Source organism: Amaricoccus macauensis (assembly GCF_049800915.1).
Classification (GTDB): domain Bacteria; phylum Pseudomonadota; class Alphaproteobacteria; order Rhodobacterales; family Rhodobacteraceae; genus Amaricoccus; species Amaricoccus macauensis_A.
In genome coordinates this window covers 165,455-182,011 of record NZ_JBNAFY010000006.1, presented here as the reverse complement: position 1 = coordinate 182,011, position 16,557 = coordinate 165,455, and the positions used below count along the sequence as shown (strand labels likewise).

General features: G+C 64.4%; 15 protein-coding genes. 3 read left to right on the top strand and 12 right to left on the bottom strand.

Annotated elements, in window-relative coordinates; translation table 11 throughout:
• Positions 1-55: 55 nt before the first annotated feature.
• Positions 56-1,000, top strand: a complete 945-nt coding sequence (locus ACP15W_RS15990; protein WP_424933919.1) for a CAP domain-containing protein — start codon at positions 56-58, stop codon at positions 998-1,000.
• On the opposite strand, the gene ung is transcribed toward ACP15W_RS15990, so the two are convergent.
• The 8 genes from ung to ACP15W_RS15950 all read right to left on the bottom strand — a co-directional run bounded on the left by ung (position 1,001) and on the right by ACP15W_RS15950 (position 8,214).
• Positions 1,001-1,666: a uracil-DNA glycosylase gene (gene ung, locus ACP15W_RS15985; protein ID WP_424933918.1), complete on the bottom strand. Its 666-nt coding sequence runs from the start codon at positions 1,664-1,666 to the stop codon at positions 1,001-1,003.
• Positions 1,663-2,769 (bottom strand): 3-isopropylmalate dehydrogenase, encoded by a 1,107-nt coding sequence (gene leuB, locus ACP15W_RS15980; RefSeq protein WP_424933917.1) that lies wholly within the window; start codon positions 2,767-2,769, stop codon positions 1,663-1,665. Before leuB ends, ung begins: the two co-directional genes overlap by 4 nt.
• A 112-nt stretch (positions 2,770-2,881) precedes the next feature.
• Positions 2,882-3,412: a PRC-barrel domain-containing protein gene (locus tag ACP15W_RS15975; RefSeq protein ID WP_424933916.1), complete on the bottom strand. Its 531-nt coding sequence runs from the start codon at positions 3,410-3,412 to the stop codon at positions 2,882-2,884.
• Between the two features lie 529 nt (positions 3,413-3,941).
• Complete coding sequence (locus ACP15W_RS15970; protein WP_424933915.1) at positions 3,942-5,078, bottom strand: endonuclease/exonuclease/phosphatase family protein; 1,137 nt, start codon at positions 5,076-5,078, stop codon at positions 3,942-3,944.
• Between the two features lie 35 nt (positions 5,079-5,113).
• Entirely contained in the window at positions 5,114-5,728 is a 615-nt protein-coding gene (leuD, locus tag ACP15W_RS15965) for a 3-isopropylmalate dehydratase small subunit (RefSeq protein WP_424933914.1), read from the bottom strand.
• A 96-nt stretch (positions 5,729-5,824) separates the two neighbouring features.
• On the bottom strand, positions 5,825-6,256 hold the full coding sequence (locus ACP15W_RS15960) for a DUF1801 domain-containing protein (protein WP_424933913.1): 432 nt from the start codon (positions 6,254-6,256) through the stop codon (positions 5,825-5,827).
• A 412-nt stretch (positions 6,257-6,668) separates the two neighbouring features.
• Positions 6,669-7,349 (bottom strand): YdcF family protein, encoded by a 681-nt coding sequence (locus tag ACP15W_RS15955; protein ID WP_424933912.1) that lies wholly within the window; start codon positions 7,347-7,349, stop codon positions 6,669-6,671.
• 46 nt (positions 7,350-7,395) lie between these two features.
• Positions 7,396-8,214 carry an alpha/beta hydrolase family esterase gene (locus tag ACP15W_RS15950; protein ID WP_424933911.1) on the bottom strand — a complete coding sequence of 273 codons (819 nt, stop codon included), beginning with the start codon at positions 8,212-8,214 and terminating at the stop codon, positions 7,396-7,398.
• Positions 8,215-8,391: 177 nt separating this feature from the next.
• Here ACP15W_RS15950 and map point away from each other — a divergent pair, with 177 nt between their 5' ends.
• Positions 8,392-9,207, top strand: coding sequence for a type I methionyl aminopeptidase (map, locus tag ACP15W_RS15945; protein WP_424934055.1), 816 nt, complete (start codon positions 8,392-8,394; stop codon positions 9,205-9,207).
• A 136-nt stretch (positions 9,208-9,343) separates the two neighbouring features.
• On the opposite strand, the gene ACP15W_RS15940 is transcribed toward map, so the two are convergent.
• The 4 genes from ACP15W_RS15940 to ACP15W_RS15925 all read right to left on the bottom strand — a co-directional run bounded on the left by ACP15W_RS15940 (position 9,344) and on the right by ACP15W_RS15925 (position 14,697).
• Positions 9,344-10,924 (bottom strand): Na/Pi cotransporter family protein, encoded by a 1,581-nt coding sequence (locus tag ACP15W_RS15940; protein WP_424933910.1) that lies wholly within the window; start codon positions 10,922-10,924, stop codon positions 9,344-9,346.
• 125 nt (positions 10,925-11,049) lie between these two features.
• Positions 11,050-11,691 carry an ATP-binding cassette domain-containing protein gene (locus ACP15W_RS15935; protein ID WP_424933909.1) on the bottom strand — a complete coding sequence of 214 codons (642 nt, stop codon included), beginning with the start codon at positions 11,689-11,691 and terminating at the stop codon, positions 11,050-11,052.
• Positions 11,685-13,385 (bottom strand): ABC transporter permease, encoded by a 1,701-nt coding sequence (locus tag ACP15W_RS15930; RefSeq protein ID WP_424933908.1) that lies wholly within the window; start codon positions 13,383-13,385, stop codon positions 11,685-11,687. The genes ACP15W_RS15935 and ACP15W_RS15930 overlap by 7 nt, the downstream gene beginning before the upstream one ends.
• Positions 13,386-13,473: 88 nt before the next feature.
• On the bottom strand, positions 13,474-14,697 hold the full coding sequence (locus tag ACP15W_RS15925; protein WP_424933907.1) for an ABC transporter substrate-binding protein: 1,224 nt from the start codon (positions 14,695-14,697) through the stop codon (positions 13,474-13,476).
• Positions 14,698-14,970: 273 nt separating this feature from the next.
• Here ACP15W_RS15925 and ACP15W_RS15920 point away from each other — a divergent pair, with 273 nt between their 5' ends.
• Positions 14,971-16,545 (top strand): Re/Si-specific NAD(P)(+) transhydrogenase subunit alpha, encoded by a 1,575-nt coding sequence (locus ACP15W_RS15920; RefSeq protein ID WP_424933906.1) that lies wholly within the window; start codon positions 14,971-14,973, stop codon positions 16,543-16,545.
• The last annotated feature ends 12 nt before the right edge of the window (positions 16,546-16,557 follow it).

The following is a 16,557-nucleotide window of genomic DNA, read 5'->3' as shown; positions in this document are numbered from 1 at the left end:
GACAGAGGATCAGAACGGGCGGTCTTGCACCGCTGAAGAATGCGAGGGCAGGCCGATGATCAAGGAATGGACGTTCGACGGGGGCAAGAACAGCTTCACCTACGAGGATGATCTCTTCGGCGATGGCGATAGCGGCAAATATGCCCGCGGAACCTACAAGGAAGAGAGCGGCAGGGATGGCGCCCTGTTCATCCGCCTCGGCGGGCAGGACGACAAGGATGTCGAGGATCTGTCCGGCGGCTGGAAGAAGACCTTCAAGCTCGAGGAGGAAGGTGTCGCCGAGATCACGGTGCGCTTCAAGCTCACGGCCAACGCCAATCTCGAGGAGGATGAATTCGGCGCGGTCAGGCTCGCGCTCGACGGCGAAGCCCATGGCGTGGACGGCAAGAACTACCTCGCGAAGCTCAGCGGCGATGGCGAGGGCGGCAGCCAGATGTCGACCGGCTGGCAGGAGGCGACGATCTCGCTCGGAACGCTGGAGGCCGGAAAGCACGAGCTCGACATCGGCGGCTTCATGAACGCCAAGACCAGCAAGACCGAGAAGGTGAAGATCCTGATCGACGAGATCAGCCTCGATGTCGATCCCGAGGGCGTGGAACTCGACAAATTCGAGGCCGAGGTTCTGGAACTGACCAACGACTTCCGGGAGGAAAACGGTCTCGACCCGCTCGCGGCCAATGCCGCCCTCACCGCCGCCGCCGAAGGCTGGAGCAAGGAGATGGCGCAGGGCGACTTCTTCGAACATTCCGATACGCCCGAAATCGTCGAGGAGGAGGGCTATGACTGGCAATCCCTCGGCGAGAACATCGCCGCCGGCTACCCGACCCCCGAAGAGGTGGTCGAGGGCTGGATCAACAGCGAAGGCCACCGGGAAAACCTGCTGAGCGAGAAATTCACCGAAATCGGCGTCGGCTATTACTTCCGCGACAATGATGGCGGCGACGCCCCCTTCGGCCACTACTGGACCCAGGTTTTCGGAACGCCTGACGATCTCGTCTGATCAGGCGAGCGCCCAGTCGATCGGCTTTTGCCCCTGCTCTGCCAGCCAGGCATTGGCCTTGGAGAAATGGCGGCACCCGAAGAATCCGCGCCGCGCCGAAAGCGGCGAAGGGTGGGGGGCCGTGAGGATCAGATGGCGGCCCTCGCCGATCAGGGCGGTCTTGGCCTCCGCCGATTTGCCCCACAGCATGTAGACCACCGGCTGCGGCAGCTCGGCAGTCGCCCGAATGATCCCGTCCGTGACCGTTTGCCAGCCCCATTTCGCGTGGGCGTTGGCCTGCCCCAGTTCCACGGTCAGCACCGTGTTGAGCAGAAGCACGCCCTGCCGCGCCCAGGCCCCGAGATCACCATGTGAGGCCGGGCTCACACCGAGATCGTCCTGCATTTCACGATAGATGTTCTTCAGCGAACGCGGCGGCGCAACCCCCGGCTCCACCGAGAACGAGAGCCCGTTGGCATGGCCCGGCGTGGGATAGGGGTCCTGGCCCAGGATCACAACGCGCACGGCCTCGGGGGGCACCATCTCCAGCGCCCGAAAGATCCGCTCGGGCGCAGGCGCAATGTTTTCCGTGGCTTGTGCCCGATCCGCCAGGCGCGAAAGCTCAGGCCAGACGCCTTCTGCCTCCAGCGGTTCGCGCCAGGCCTCGGGAAGTGAGGCTGTCCTCACAGGGAGGCGTCGAGCGCCTTGATGACCGCGTCGCCCATCTCCCCGGTCGAAATCGGCTTGCCGCCCTCGGGCCCGAGCAGATCCGCCGTGCGCGCGCCATCCGCCAGCACCGCTTCGATGGCGTTCTCGAGCCGCGTGGCTTCGTCGCCCTGATCGAAGGAATAGCGCAGCGCCATGGCGAAGGAGAGGATGCAGGCGATCGGGTTGGCCTTGCCCTGTCCCGCGATATCGGGCGCGGAGCCATGCACCGGCTCGTAGAGCGCCTTGGGGCGACCGTTCGACATCGGGCTGCCGAGCGAGGCGGAGGGCAGCATTCCGAGCGAGCCTGTCAGCATGGCTGCGGCATCCGACAGCAGATCGCCGAAGAGGTTGTCGGTGACGATCACGTCGAACTGCTTGGGCCAGCGGCAAAGCTGCATCGCGCCCGCGTCCGCGTACATGTGCGAAAGCTCGACATCGGCATAGTCGGCCTCGTGAACCTTCGTGACCACCTCGCGCCAAAGCACGCCCGACTCCATCACGTTGGCCTTCTCCATCGAGCAGACCTTGCCGTCGCGCTTGCGCGCCAGATCGAAGGCCACCCGCGCCACGCGGTCGATCTCGCTCTCGGTATAGCGCTGGGTGTTGATGCCGACGCGCTCATTGCCCTCGGTGATGATGCCGCGCGGCTCCCCGAAATAGATGCCCGAGGTCAGCTCGCGCACGATCATGATGTCGAGCCCGGCAACCACGTCGCGCTTGAGCGAGGAGAAATCCGCCAGCGCGTCGAAGCACTGCGCCGGGCGAAGGTTGGCGAAAAGATCCATCTCCTTACGCAGCCGCAGAAGGCCGCGCTCGGGCTTCACGGAGAAATCGAGCGTATCGTATTTCGGCCCGCCGACCGCACCGAGCAGAACCGCGTCCGCTTCCTGCGCGCGTTCCATGGCCGCATCGGTGAGCGGCGTGCCATGCGCATCATAGGAGGCGCCGCCCACGAGGTCTTCCTCGACGTTGAAGGCAAGGTCGCGCTTGGCCCCGAACCAGTCGATGATCTTGCGCACCTCGGCCATCACTTCGGGGCCGATGCCGTCGCCAGCCAGGATCAGAAGGGTCGGGGTGGTCATTTCGGGGTCCTCACGCTCGGAATTCGGGCCTTGCGGTAGCCGCTTGCCGCGTGAGCGTCAAGGCAGGCCGGCCGCAAGGCCCGTCCGCGAGGTTTCCCCGCAGAGCGAGGGATCAGCTGTCGGAGTTCGGCTCTTCGTATTCCGGCCGACCTTCGAGATCTTCCGGCGTCATCGAGGTTTCGACGAAAATGGTGTCATCCTCTTCGCGCAAGATCTGCACCTCGTCCGGCGAAAGCTCCACATGGTTGGAGCCGAAGCCGAGCACACCGCCGAACTGGGCGACGATCCCCTCGACCATCCCGTCACCGCTCAGAACCACATCCGAAACGGTCGCGATGGTGTCTCCGTCCACGGAGCGGATATCCGCACCCATCAGCTCTTCGCCGGACACTTCCGTGATTTCGACGGGCATGGCCTCCCCGTCGGAATGCGCCGTGTCGCCTTCCGTGACGGCCGGGTCCACGTCGCCTGTCATGCCGTCCGCACCCATGTTCTCGTCTGCGGTCGGTGCATCGGCCGCTGGCGCTTCCTGCTCCATGGTTGAAGGCATCGGTTCGTCACCGGTTGCGGGCTCGGTCTGGGCGAATGCGCTCGTCGCCATGAGCATCCCGATCGAACTCGCGAGCAATATGGCTTTTGACATGGTTTCTTCCTCCTCAATCCGGAGCAGAAGTGCTCCATTGTTTCCATGCCTATCTAACGACTGGCGAGGTTCGCGGTTCCGCCGGCCTTCCGTGATGTCGGAGAGGTTCTCCGCGGTTTTTCATTGTAATTCAGTGGCTTGGTGTCCGATCGCGCTCACGGCTCATTCACCTTGTGGTGATGCCGCCCAGGGCGGGCCAGTCCCGCGGCGCGCCGGCACGCGCGTTGCCAAACCACCCCAATTGTCTCGAATGGCGCCCCGCTCGGTCCGGCCTGCGCGGTGCAGCGCCATGTCCCGCAACGCTTGTGACCCCGGCGTATTCTGACCGGTTTCGTCAAATTGGCGGATTGCCGGAAAATCAACGTCTCGGTAACGGTTGCGGGAAATCCTCTGCATGAAATATGCACGGAATATGCATGAAATATGCATTTGCCCGAACCGCCTTCGAAGCGATTCGGCCCCTGTTTTACTGGGCCTTTCGCGCACACCCGCCAAACCGCCCGGCTCGGCCTAATGTCCTGTTAACCCTTCATGGCAGCGCAACGTCGATCCAGACCAGCCTGTGCCGCGAGGCGGTTTCGACCTCCCGCGCAAGCGGCTGACCCGGCTCGGGCCAGAAGACACCCGCATCCTGCACCCTCAGCCGGACGTCAGGCAGAACATAATCCACCCGCAGGTTCCCCGGCCCTTCGTCGTCGCGCCAATCGGCCGTGTCCAACGCGGGGGGTGTCGCATGGTCGATGTTCCGGCCGCCCTGTTCCTCGGCCGCCACCCGCCCGCCTTGTGACGCGGGTTTCACATCGTTCAGTCGTCCCGTCTCCACGAGAGCGGCGATGGCATCCGCCTCTCCCGCACCATCCTCCGGATCCTTGTTGAGATTTCCAAGCAATATCAGCGGGGTGTCCGGCAGCCCGGCCTCGTTCCCCGCGTCGTCCGCGAAGGCAGTGCCCGCGAGATACTCGGCCCAGAAGCGGATCTCGTCCCTGTTGCGCTTCGCGTTTGCGCCCTCCGGCCCGTCGAAGAGCGGCGGGGTCGGGTTGGACGCCAGCAAGGTGATCACACCGCCCGGCACGCGCACCGCCACCTGCCAGTGCCCTAGGGAAGAGAGCCTGCGGGCCTCCGCCGCCTCCGCACTGGGCCAGGGCGTGCCGTCCTCCTGCACCGGTTCGATTGCTCCGGGCAGGTCGCGCCAGAGGAACGTGTTGAATGTGCGAACATTCTCCGCCACCACGGGGTATCGCGAGAGCAGCGCCATTCCCCCATGACCGGGAAATTTGCCCCAGCCCCAGTTGTCCGCCCAGCCCGCCACAAGCCCGTCTCCATCGAGATCGAGCCCCGAGGGTTCGCCCGCGTTTAACGGGCCGTTATAGCTATGCGGGTAGTCTATTCCGGCATCTCCGCCCGCAAGCAAGGATCGGAAGGCGTCGAGCGCGCGCCCCGTCGCATCATGGTCGAACCCGGTAAGAAGCAGGATATCGGGCCGCACCGCCTGAATGACGGCCACAGCGGCCTCGATCTTCTCGTCCGGCTTTTCTTGCAGATCGCGCAATAGCACGCCCGCGCCGTTGCGGGTCATGCCCACATCATAGGTCGCGACGCGAAAGCTCTCTTGCGCCATGGCCGGCGCGCAGACAAACGCGAGAATGAAGAGAAACAGAAGGCGCATGGCGGCACGCTTGCGCCGCCGGGATTAAGACTTCGTTAACCGGCCTTCAGCCAGGGCGTCTGCGCATCCATCTTTGCCTCGAACGTGTCGATTTCCTCTGCCTTTTCAAGCGTCAGGCCGATATCGTCCAACCCGTTGAGCAGGCAATGCTTGCGGAACGGGTCCACGTCGAAGGCGATCGAGCCGCCATCGGGGCCGGTGATCACCTGGTTTTCCAGATCGACGGTGATCTTCGCATTCGCGCCACGCTCGGCGTCATCCATCAGCTTGTCCACATCCTCTTGCGGCAGGACGATGGGCAGGATGCCGTTCTTGAAGCAGTTGTTGAAGAAGATGTCCGCGAAGGAGGGCGCGATCACGCAGCGGATGCCGAAATCGAGCAGGGCCCAGGGCGCGTGCTCGCGGCTCGATCCGCAGCCGAAATTCTCGCCCGCCACGAGGATCTGCGCGTCGCGATAGGCGGGCTTGTTCAGCACGAAATCTGGGATCTCGTTGCCCTGGTCGTCGAAGCGCATCTCGTCGAAGAGGTTCTTGCCCAGGCCCGAACGCTTGATGGTCTTCAGGAACTGCTTTGGAATGATCATGTCGGTATCGACATTGATCAGCGGCAGCGGCGCCGCGGTTCCGGTCAGCTTGTTGAATTTGTCCATCTCGAGGTTCCCAGGCTGAAGCATCGGTCCGAAGCTGTCTCCGGCACCGCCGCGTCTTTTAGACTCCCGCCGGCAAAACGGCAAGCAAGTGCTGTGTCAGCGTCGCGACGCCTCGAGAAACCGCGCCACCGACACCGCCGCGATCGTTTCGCCAACCGCATCGAGCGGCAGATCCGCGCTGCGGCGAAACCGCAGGCAGGCAGCACCCATGTCGAGCTTCTTGCCGGCCGCATCGAATGCCGCGGCAAGCCTGTCCTTCACTCCGGGCAGGCAGTTCGCACCGCAGAGGTAAAGCGCCATGTGACGTTTCTGACTGGCGAGCGCCACATACATCAGCGGTTTGCCATTGTAGGTCTTTCCAGAAACCGAGAGCGGCACCTCCCAGCAGATCATGCCCCAGTTCATCGCCTCCACATAGCCATCGGGCATGTGGCTTCGAACAACGTCCAGCACGGCCACGAAATCCGCGCGTCGTTCAGCCGGGACCTCGTCGATATAGGCCTCGGCTGTTGCAGCATTGGATTGCATCCGACCCTCCTCCGTCTGCTCCCGCCAGGCAAAATAGCCCACTTTAGCCATTGGCGGAGAAGTTTGATCGAGGTCATGGTTGATCCCGATCCCGCGCGTCACACATCAGTCTCACAGAGGCGGGAAACGTCATGCGGGAGCAGGCAGTCAGGCACTGCGAACTGACCCATGCCCAAATCTAACGCAACAAAGTTTCGCTCGCACGATTGTGCTTGAAACTTTCGTTAACACCATCATATGTGTATTCGAGACTTGTCGGGAGAAGAACATGCTTGAAAGACCTGTCGGCAGACAATTCGCAGAAATCGTTCCGCGAGTTTTTGCCCTGTTCGCCATTGCCACTGCCGGAACCGTCCTCATTGCCGTCAAGCCGCTGCTCGGGCTTGCATTTGTAACGCTTGTGAGTGCGGCCTCATTTCATCTTCTCCGCGAAAGCACCGAAGCCCGGACCCCCGTACCCGTTCGCATCGACAACCGGCGCTGACCAGATCCTGGGCGCAAGCAGGGGGCAGGTTTCGGGCGTAAGCTCCGCAATCAACCCCTCCGCGAGATAGGGGCCGATCCGCGCCCATTCCGCGAGCATCACGGCCCGAAACTCCAGATCGCATTGCCATGCGTCGCGCGTGACCGGATAGGTCGCGACAGGCGCCAGCATCTTGCGAACGGGCCCGGGCCAATAGCGCTCTAGCGTCATGAGATAGCGTCGCGAGGTCTGAAGTTGCCCGACCGCGATGATCGAGCGGATGTTTCCAAGTCCCATCACCTTGTCGATGATCGGCAGCGCGAATTGCACGTTCTGGCCGGAGTTTGTGGCCCTGGTTTCAAGCAGGATCGAGTCCTCCGGTACGCCTTGCGACACGACCAGGTCTTTGATGATGGCCGCTTCTGGGGCATGTCCGCCGGGTGTCAGGCCACCGGAGATCAGGATGCGGGAGAAGAGCTTCTCCCGCCACATCCTCGCGATTTCCGCCGGAAACACGGCCTCTCCGCGCCGCGATCCGAACACGAAACAGAGATCCGCCGGTTCGAGCCGCGTGCGCACCAGGAGATAGTCGGTGATCGCGCGAATGTCCGAGTCCGAAAGCCGGGTCATGCTCCTCTCCCAAATGAAACTAGCCTCGTCAGAGGCCCGTTGACCCTCAACCCTTCGGCAGGAACTCCTCCACGGCCTCGGCGACGAACTCCGGCCTGTAGCCATGACCGCCGGGGAACGTGCAGAACTCGAGCAGGCGATCCTCGCTGTCGCGCCGCGCCCGGCATTCCACACCGCCTTCCTCGACAACCTCCTCCGCGCCGAAATCGCTCTTTTCCAACAGCATCTTCAGCGCTTCATGCACGTCGCCCTGCATCGTGGTGCGAATCATGCGGCCTTCCAGGGGCACCACCTCGTCTTGCGTGCCGTGGAAATGGATCAGGTTGTTCGGCACGGTCGGGCAGTTCTCGGGAATCGGGTCCCAGAACGTCCCCGACAAGGGCGCGAAACCCGCGTATTCGTCACCGCGCTCGCAAGCGATGTTCCAGACCAGCATCGCCCCGCCCGAAAAGCCCGACACGACCGTGCGCTCCGCGGGAATGCCCCATTCCTCTTCAAGCCGATCCGAGAGCGCGTCCACATAGGCGAATTCGTCTCCTTCGCGCTCGCCGGCTCCGGGATTGTTGGGCGTGTTCCAGATGCCGTTCACACCCTCCAGCGCAACGAGAGCGACATTCAACTGGTCCACCAGCCCCGTGAGACCCTCGTTGCGCATGGTGCCGGCTGCACTCCCGCGATAGCCATGGGCGAAGATGATGGCACCGCGCGGCTCCCCGGAGTCGGGCAGAAGAATGCGAAAGCTGCGATCCCCCAGTGCGCAGTCGCTCTCCTGCCCGCAAGCCAATGCCGCGTCCGGTGCCGTGAGCCCCGCCAGAAGGCCGAGGCCGCACCCCATCCCGAGCAACCCCAGTTTGCCAAAGGCCATGCGCTCTTCCTTCCGATGCGAATGTGGTCTCACCTGCCGGAAATCAGCATGTTCGAGGCAGTCGATCAAATAGCGTCTTTGCGAGAAGGCAGATTCTGGGCCAACCGATTTGCATATCCCTGCCCAAGGGACTAATTCCCCAACATGATGAGCTCCGGAGAAACCGCCTTGGATAGCATGCTGCCCGGCCGCCTGAACAAGGACGGCATCCGTATCTATTCGCCCGAGGACTTTGCCGGGATGCGCGAAGCCGGCAAGCTTGCCGCTGACATTCTCGACCGCATTGCCGCTCATGTCGTGCCCGGTGTCAGGACCATCGACATCGACAACGCGATCCTCGACATGATCAAGGAGGCAGGTGCCACATCAGCCACGATCGGCTACAAGGGCTACCAGCACGCGAGCTGCATCTCGATCAACCACGTGGTCTGCCACGGCATTCCGTCGGACAAGAAGATCAAGTCGGGCGACATTCTGAATATCGACGTGACGGTCATCGTCGATGGCTGGTTCGGCGACACGAGCCGGATGTATGTGGCCGGTCAGCCCAACCGGAAAGCCGAGCGGCTGATCGACATTACCCATGACTGCCTGATGAAGGGCATCGAGCAGGTCCGTCCGGGCAATACCTTCGGCGACATCGGCGCGGCCATCCAGCGCTACGCCGAGGCGCATCGTTGCTCCGTTGTGCGGGATTTCTGCGGCCATGGGCTCGGTCGCGTGTTCCACGCAGCCCCGAACGTGCTGCACTATGGACGCTGGGGGTCGGGCCCGGTTCTGGAGCCGGGCATGTTCTTCACCATCGAGCCGATGATCAATCTCGGCCGCCCCGAGACGAAGATCCTCGCCGATGACTGGACCGCCGTGACCAAGGACCGCTCGCTCTCGGCGCAGTTCGAGCATTCGGTGGGCGTGACCGAAACGGGCGTCGAGATCTTTACCATCTCGCCTGCGGGCACGTTCCACCCGACCTGGGACCGCGCGGAGGCCTGAGTCTTCCCATCGGGTCACTGCCCGGCGCCGAATTGGCGCGGGCTTTACGCCGGCTCTGCTCCACCGGAATCCGGGGGCAGGTCGCTCCCGTGGTGCTCGCGATCCGCGCATCAATAGTTGGTCGATCGGATCCGATCTATTCGGCCGTCTCCGGGCTCCCGCCCGGGGCCTGTTCGGCGGCCAGGTGATCGCGAGCCTTGCGCAGGTGGCGCAACATCCGCAGCTCGGCATTCATCCCCCGCAGCGCGTGATCGAGGCTGTCGATGGTCAGCGCCCGCCGCGAGACCAACCGCACCAGTTCATCCTTGATTTCCTCGCGATGCGCCAGAAGCTCCGCCTCCACCGGCACGCCCATGGTCTCTGGGTGGGCAATCACTTCGCGGATGCGGTTCTCCATCTCGATGCGCTGCGGCGGCACCGTGTCCACATCCTCCATCGTGCGGCGCGCAGTCTCGGCATCCTCGATCGCCGCCACGCAATGCTGGATCGCGCGCATGAGATCCTGCGCCTGCCGCGCCTCTTCCGGCCCAAGCGGTTGCGTGGTGAGATCGGCAAGGAAATCGGCGATCCCGCGTCCGACCGCGCGGGCCGCAGAGATAGCTTCGGGCAGCCTGTCCGTCGCTGCCGGGTCATCAAGCCAGCTTCGCACCGCATCCGTGGCCATCGCCTCCAGCCTGCGGCTTTCTTTGATCGCGGCTTCCACGGCCATGGAGGGCACAGCCAGCACCGTGCTGTCGAGATAGTGCAGCCGCGCAGCCTCTTCCTCCCGGCTGCGGAACCGCCGGTTCAGGTGTCGCACGATTGCAGGCGTCATCGGCCAGATCAGGAGCACGCCGATAACGTTGAAGACCGTATGAAAGAGCGCCAGAGCCAGCGTTTCGTCAGCTTGCGCTCCGACCAATCCCAGCAGGCCATGCACAAGCCCGACGAGTTGGGGGAGAAACACCAGCGCGAAAGACGCGCCCAACAGGTTGAAGGTCACATGGACGAGTGCCACCCGGCGGGCCACCGAAGTCGCGCCCCAGGCCGCCAGGAGCGCTGTGGTCGTGGTGCCGATATTGGCCCCGACCACGAGCGCCGCTGCCTGAACCGGCTCGATCAGGCCCGAAGACACAGCGGTCAGCGCCACGACCGTCGCCGCGCTCGAGGACTGCATGAGAAGCGAGAGAATCGCACCGATGCCGGTATAGACCAGCCGGCCCGCAACCGTGTCGCCGGCAATCCCCGGCAGCGCGATTTCGGTGCTGAGCCCCTCGAACCCCTCCTTGAGAAGGTCGATGCCAAGAAATAGCAGGCCGAATCCCGCCAGCGCGACGCCGAAATCGGCACGCCGGTGGGCCCCGCCGGTCATGCGCAGAAGCATTCCGATCCCGATCAGCGGCAAGGAGAAGGCCGCGATTTCGAGCTTGAACCCGAAGATCGAGACGATCCAGCCGGTGAGCGTCGTGCCGATATTGGTGCCGTAGACGACCCAGACCGCCTGGGTCAGTGTCAGGAAACCGGCATTGGCGAAACCGATGGTCGCAACTGTGACCGCGCTCGAGGATTGCACAAGGGTGGTCAGGCCGGCCCCGGTCAGGAAGCCGCGCAAGCCGGTCGACGTCCAGCTTGCAAGAATGCGCTTCAGCGCGCTGCCGGCCGCCGCCCGCAGCCCGTCCGTCATGAGCCACATGCCCATGAGAAAGAGCCCTACGCCCCCAAGTATCTGGCCCAGCATGTGCTCTCCTTCCGCCGCCAAGGAAGAGGATCATAGCGAGCGATGTTTTCGACTCAACACGGTTGCGTGAGGCGCAGTGATCGTTCCAGCCCCCACCATGGCGGCCAAAACGAAGGCCAACCCGTCTAGGATGCGATCTGAATCACCTCTCCGCCCGCCGCCGCTGCATCCTCTGGATCGTGGGTCACCAGAAGCGTGGGCAGGCCCAACGCGCGGGCATGGTCAAAGACGAAATCCCGGATCTGGGCGCGAAGGTTCGCATCGAGCTTGGAGAACGGCTCGTCGAGCGCGAGCGCCCGGGGTGCGGAAAGCAGGGCCCGCATCAGCGCGACGCGCGCGCGCTGCCCGCCCGAAAGCGTCGCCGGATCACGGTCGGCCATGCCTTCGAGCCCGGCTTCCGCCAGGGCTCGCTCGACGGCGTCCCGCCTCGCCTTTCGCCCGCGGACATCCGGTGCAAGCCCGAAGGCCAGGTTGCCCCCCACGGAGAGATGCGGGAACAGCACGTCCTCCTGGAACATCATGCCGATGCGTCGCTCCTGCGGGGAAAGGGCCGTGATATCGCGGCCACCAAGCAGAACCCGCCCCTCCGCCCGGAACCCGCGGGGCAGCGTTCCGGTGGCGAAGGCGAGGAGCGTCGACTTGCCGGACCCCGATGGTCCCATGATCGTCAGCACGTCGCCGGGCGGAACCTCGGCATCGAGCGCGATCAGCAAGGCATCGCCTCTGTGGATACGCACCTTCTCGAAGATCAGAGCGTCCGTCACCATCCGGCCCTCATTGCGCGGCGATTGCGCCAGATCAGCGCCGGCAGACCGAGCGCCAGCGCGAAACCCAGAAAAGGCAGTGCCGCCTGCAGCAGGGCATAGACCCCGATCAGGCGCCGGTCGCCCCCCGCTGCCAGCGCGACCGCTTCCGTGGTGAGGGTGGGAACGCGCCCCGCTCCGACCAGCAGCGTGGGCAGGTAGAGCCCGATCGAAACCGCCAGTCCCACGGCGCCCGCCGTCAGGATCGGACCGAGCATCATCGGCAGGCGAACGCGCCAGAACACCCGGTTCGGCCCGGCGCCCAGTGTTGCCGCCGCGACCGCGAGGCGCGGATCGAGCGCGTCCCAGGGATCGGCCAGAGACAGGTAGAGATAGGGCAGCACGAAGACCCCATGCGCGAAGATCACCGCCCAGAGGGTTCCATCGAACCCGGACCAGAGCCCGAGGATCTGCAGTCCGAAGAGAAAGGAGATCTGGGGGATGAGCAGCGGAAGGTAGAGAAGCAGGAGCGCGGCGGTGCCGGGCCGTGCTCCGCTGCGTGCGCCATGTTCGAGACAGGCCAGAACCAGGGTGAGGCCCGCGACAACCGCTCCCCCGGCAATCAGGATCGTCGTTGCGGCAAGATCGAGCAGATCCGGGCCCGCGCGGGTCCAACCGGTCAGGGTGAAGCTGCCCGGCAGCAGATCGGGAAATCGCCAGAACCCTGCCACCGACCAGATCGCGAGCCCCGCAAGCCCGAGGAAGACCGGGAGCGATACCATTCCGGCCATCACGACACCGAAACCGCGCGCGAGCCCGTCCCGTGGCGCGCGGCCGCCCCGAAGGATCCAGCGTCGGCCGATCAGGATCGCCGCGCGCTCACCCGCGACCCAAAGCGCGAAAGCCACCAGCACCAGCACCAGCTGCAATGTCGCGCCCGCGGATGCCTTGAGCCAGACCGCCAGATCGGGATCGCGCATCCAGGCCGTGAGCCGAACGGCCAGTGTCGGCGGGGTGCTCGGCCCGAGGATCAGCGCGGTTTCGACATTCGACAGCGAATAGGCCAGCACCGCATAGACCGGCAGCCGGATCTGGGCATAGATCCGCGGAAAGACGCAAGCCACCCAGGCGGCGACCCGCCCGTATCCCAGCGTGAGCGCCACGCGCAGGCTTCGCTCCGCATCGGTCTGGGGCAATGCCGCTATGGCCATCAGCATCAGGAACGGGATTTCCTTTGTGGCCAGCCCGGCGATGAGCGTCAGCCCCATCGGATCTCCGGGAACGAGCCAATCTGGCGGGCGCTCCCAGCCGGTGGCCCAGGGCGAAAGCGCCCGCACGATCCAGCCCGATGGCGCGATCAGGAAGGCCAGTCCGAAAGCGGCCGCCGCATGGGGGACCGAAAGGATGGGGGAGATCGCATGGCGCACGACATCGAAGGCCCGCGTGCCGGAGAGAGACGCCATGATGAGCACGACGCAACCGAGCGAAAGAAGCGTCGCGATCAGGCCCGTGGCAAGACTCAGGCCCGCCGATCGTGCGATGCCCGGCGTGCCGAGCAACGCGTGCCAGGGGGCAAGGTCCAGCCGTTCGCCGCCGAGTGCCGGCATCCAGCCTAGACCGGGAAGAATCGTTCCGGCCAGCCCCGCCGCGACGGGCAGGGCGAGTGCGGCCAGCGTTGCCCTCGGCGCCCAGGCAAGTGGGCGGAAGGCTTCAGCCATGGGCAGGGCGCCCATGTCCCCTACCGCCGAGCCGCGCAGGCTGGCTGCTCGGCACGGTGTCGGGGCCCGATTGTTGAGGGTTCATGCGTCAGTTTCCCAGCCCGTAGCGGCGTGCCCAATCCTCGGACAGCCGCTCCATCCAGCTCGGATGCGGTTCAGGCAGGCTTTCCCCCAGCTCCTGGGGTGAAAGCGTGGCGACACCGAGGTCGAGCGCCTCGAATCGCGCACGCTCCGCGTCAGGCAGATTCGCGACGTCGAGCACGGTGAAATTTCCCAATATCGCAGGATCCTGCGCATATGCCTGTGCTTCCGGCGACATGAGGAAATTCGCGAAAACCATCGCCCCGGCTTTGGCGTTGGCATTGAAGGGGATGGCGACGAAGTTCGCGTTACCGATCGTGCCCTCGTCGAACACGTAGGAGCGGACGCTCCCGGGCAATTCACCGTTGGCGATCGCGGCACTCGCTTCGGACTGGTTGAACGAATAGGCCAGTTCGATTTCCCCGTCCGCCAGGAGCTGTTTGAGCGTGGTGCCGGTGGCCGGATAGGCGCGTCCGCTGCGCCAGAGATTGGGCTGCAGTGCGTCAAGCCAGTCCCACAGCGGCGCGGTCATTGCGTCATACGCCGTTCGGTCCACCGGCTGCTGAAGGGCTTCGGGCTCCGTCACCAGTTCGACCGCGGCCTGTTTCAGAAAGCTCACACCGAGGAAATCCGGCGGCTGCGGATAGGCGAAACGGCCCGGATTCTCCGCGGCCCAATCTCCCAGCGCCGCAATGGATCGCGGGGGCTCGGCGAGCCGTTCCGTATCATGGTAGAAGATGATCTGTGCCATGCCCCAGGGAGCTTCGTAACCGTCCGTCGGAACCGTGAAGTCATTGACGACTGTAGGTTTTCCCTCGACGTCGACAAATTTCCAGTTCGGCAGATCCTCCGCCCAGGGACCAAAGAGCAACCCCTCGCGCTTCATCGCCGCAAAGTTGGGGCCGTTGATCCAGATGAGATCCACGGCCCCGCCCTCGTCACGCCCCGCCGCCTTCTCCGCCGCGACCCTTGCCACGGCCTCCCCGGTATCGGCAAGCTTAACCTGCGTGACGCGAACGCCGTAGCGATCCTCGACCTCCTCCGCCGCCCAGGAGATATAGTCGTTGCGCCGCGGGTCCCCGCCCCAGGCGTGGAAATAGACCTCCTGCCCCTGCGCCGCCTCCAGAACGCTCTCCCAGTCCGCGGGGTCCGGCGCTCCGGTTTCCGCCGTGGATGGTGCCCCGGCAAGGAGCGCTCCGAGAAACAGGACAGATGCAAAGGGCCGAAACATGTGAACTCCCGAGAAAGACGTGGATCATCGTAGCGCGAGCATCCACGAGGGAAACCCGCTCATTCCACTAATTATCGGTGGAAGGGCCCCAATTGTTTCAAGACCTCGCGGGATTAGTCTGCTAAGACCCCAGACCGGGGGGAAGTGGGTCCGGACGCAGTTTGACTCGAAAAAGGCTCCAACCTAGACAGTTTGCCCGATAACGATCAGGTGACTGTCTTGTGAACGGCGAGACGAGTTGATGCCCGGCGTGATGGAAGAGGACATGAATCCGTGATAATTGGTGCTCCCAAGGAGATACTGGAGGGTGAGGCGCGTGTCGCGCTGTCCCCGCAGTCGGCCCAGCTTCTCAAGAAACTGGGATACGATTGTATTGTGGAGAGCGGTGCGGGTGGCGCTGCCCGATTTACCGATGAAGCCTATGCCGAAGCCGGCGTGGAGGTGGTGCCCTCGGCGGCGGACCTCTGGAGCCGCGCCGACGTGGTGGTGAAGGTGCGGCCCCCGGAGCCTGCGGAAGTCGAAATGGCACGCGCGGGCCAGGTGCTCATCAGCTTCGTCTACCCGGCGCAGAACTCCGATCTTCTGGAAAGCCTCAAGGCCAAGGGCGTCACGGCACTTGCCATGGACATGGTGCCGCGCATCTCCCGCGCGCAGAAGATGGACGCGCTGTCTTCCATGGCCAACATCGCGGGCTACCGCGCAGTGATCGAGGCTGGCAACAACTTCGGCCGCTTCTTCACCGGTCAGGTGACCGCCGCGGGCAAGGTGCCGCCTGCCAAGGTGCTCGTCGTGGGCGCTGGCGTTGCGGGTCTCGCGGCCATCGGCACGGCAACCTCGCTGGGCGCCATCACCTACGCCTTCGACGTGCGGCCCGAAGTGGCAGAGCAGATCGAATCCATGGGTGCGGAATTCGTCTTCCTCGATTTCGAGGAGCAGGCCCAGGACGGCGCAGCCACCGGCGGCTACGCGGCTCCCTCAAGCCCCGAGTTTCGCGAGAAGCAGCTCGAGAAGTTCCGCGAGCTCGCCCCCGAGATGGACGTGGTGATCACCACCGCGCTCATTCCGGGTCGCGACGCCCCGAAGCTCTGGACCGAGGACATGGTCCGCGCCATGAAGCCGGGCTCAGTCGTGATCGATCTTGCGGCCGAGCGCGGCGGCAACTGCGATCTCACCGTCCCGAACGAGAAGGTCGTGGTCGAGCCGGGCGTCACCATCGTCGGCTACACCGATTTCCCCAGCCGGATGGCGACCCAGAGCTCCACGCTCTACGCCAACAACATCCGTCACATGATGGACGACCTCACGCCCGAGAAGGACGGCACGCCTTTCATCAACATGGAAGACGACGTGATCCGCGGCGCAACGGTCACCCACGAGAACGAGATCACCTTCCCGCCGCCACCGCCCAAGGTTCAGGCCATTGCGGCGCAGAAGCCGAAGGAAAAGCCGAAGGAGCTGACGCCGGAGGAAAAGCGCGCGCAGGAAGTCGCCGCCTTCAAGGCACAGACCAAGAACCAGGTCACGCTCATCGCCGTGGGTGCGATCCTGCTACTGGCCGTGGGCCTCGTGGCGCCCGCGTCATTCATGCAGCACTTCATCGTCTTCGTCCTGTCGGTCTTCGTCGGTTTCCAGGTGATCTGGAATGTCTCTCACAGCCTGCACACGCCGCTCATGGCGGTGACGAACGCGATCTCGTCGATCATCATCCTCGGCGCGCTCATGCAGGTGGGTTCGGGCTCGTTCCTGGTGATCCTGCTGGCGGCGGTTTCGATCTTCATGGCCGGGGTGAACATTTTCGGCGGCTTCCTGGTGACGCGGCGCATGCTCGCCATGTTCCAGAAATCGTAATCGGGGGGTAGC

Excerpts from the sequence above, each read along its gene's own strand:
- ACP15W_RS15975 (WP_424933916.1), bottom strand. The coding sequence starts at position 3,412 with ATGTCAAAAGCCATATTGCTCGCGAGTTCGATCGGGATGCTCATGGCG.
- ACP15W_RS15970 (WP_424933915.1), bottom strand. The coding sequence starts at position 5,078 with ATGCGCCTTCTGTTTCTCTTCATTCTCGCGTTTGTCTGCGCGCCGGCC.
- ACP15W_RS15950 (WP_424933911.1), bottom strand. The coding sequence starts at position 8,214 with ATGGCCTTTGGCAAACTGGGGTTGCTCGGGATGGGGTGCGGCCTCGGC.
- map (WP_424934055.1), top strand. The coding sequence starts at position 8,392 with ATGCTGCCCGGCCGCCTGAACAAGGACGGCATCCGTATCTATTCGCCC.
- ACP15W_RS15960 (WP_424933913.1), bottom strand. The coding sequence starts at position 6,256 with ATGCAATCCAATGCTGCAACAGCCGAGGCCTATATCGACGAGGTCCCG.
- leuD (WP_424933914.1), bottom strand. The coding sequence starts at position 5,728 with ATGGACAAATTCAACAAGCTGACCGGAACCGCGGCGCCGCTGCCGCTG.
- ACP15W_RS15925 (WP_424933907.1), bottom strand. The coding sequence starts at position 14,697 with ATGTTTCGGCCCTTTGCATCTGTCCTGTTTCTCGGAGCGCTCCTTGCC.
- ACP15W_RS15930 (WP_424933908.1), bottom strand. The coding sequence starts at position 13,385 with ATGGCTGAAGCCTTCCGCCCACTTGCCTGGGCGCCGAGGGCAACGCTG.
- ACP15W_RS15935 (WP_424933909.1), bottom strand. The coding sequence starts at position 11,691 with ATGGTGACGGACGCTCTGATCTTCGAGAAGGTGCGTATCCACAGAGGC.
- ACP15W_RS15940 (WP_424933910.1), bottom strand. The coding sequence starts at position 10,924 with ATGCTGGGCCAGATACTTGGGGGCGTAGGGCTCTTTCTCATGGGCATG.
- ACP15W_RS15990 (WP_424933919.1), top strand. The coding sequence starts at position 56 with ATGATCAAGGAATGGACGTTCGACGGGGGCAAGAACAGCTTCACCTAC.
- ACP15W_RS15955 (WP_424933912.1), bottom strand. The coding sequence starts at position 7,349 with ATGACCCGGCTTTCGGACTCGGACATTCGCGCGATCACCGACTATCTC.
- leuB (WP_424933917.1), bottom strand. The coding sequence starts at position 2,769 with ATGACCACCCCGACCCTTCTGATCCTGGCTGGCGACGGCATCGGCCCC.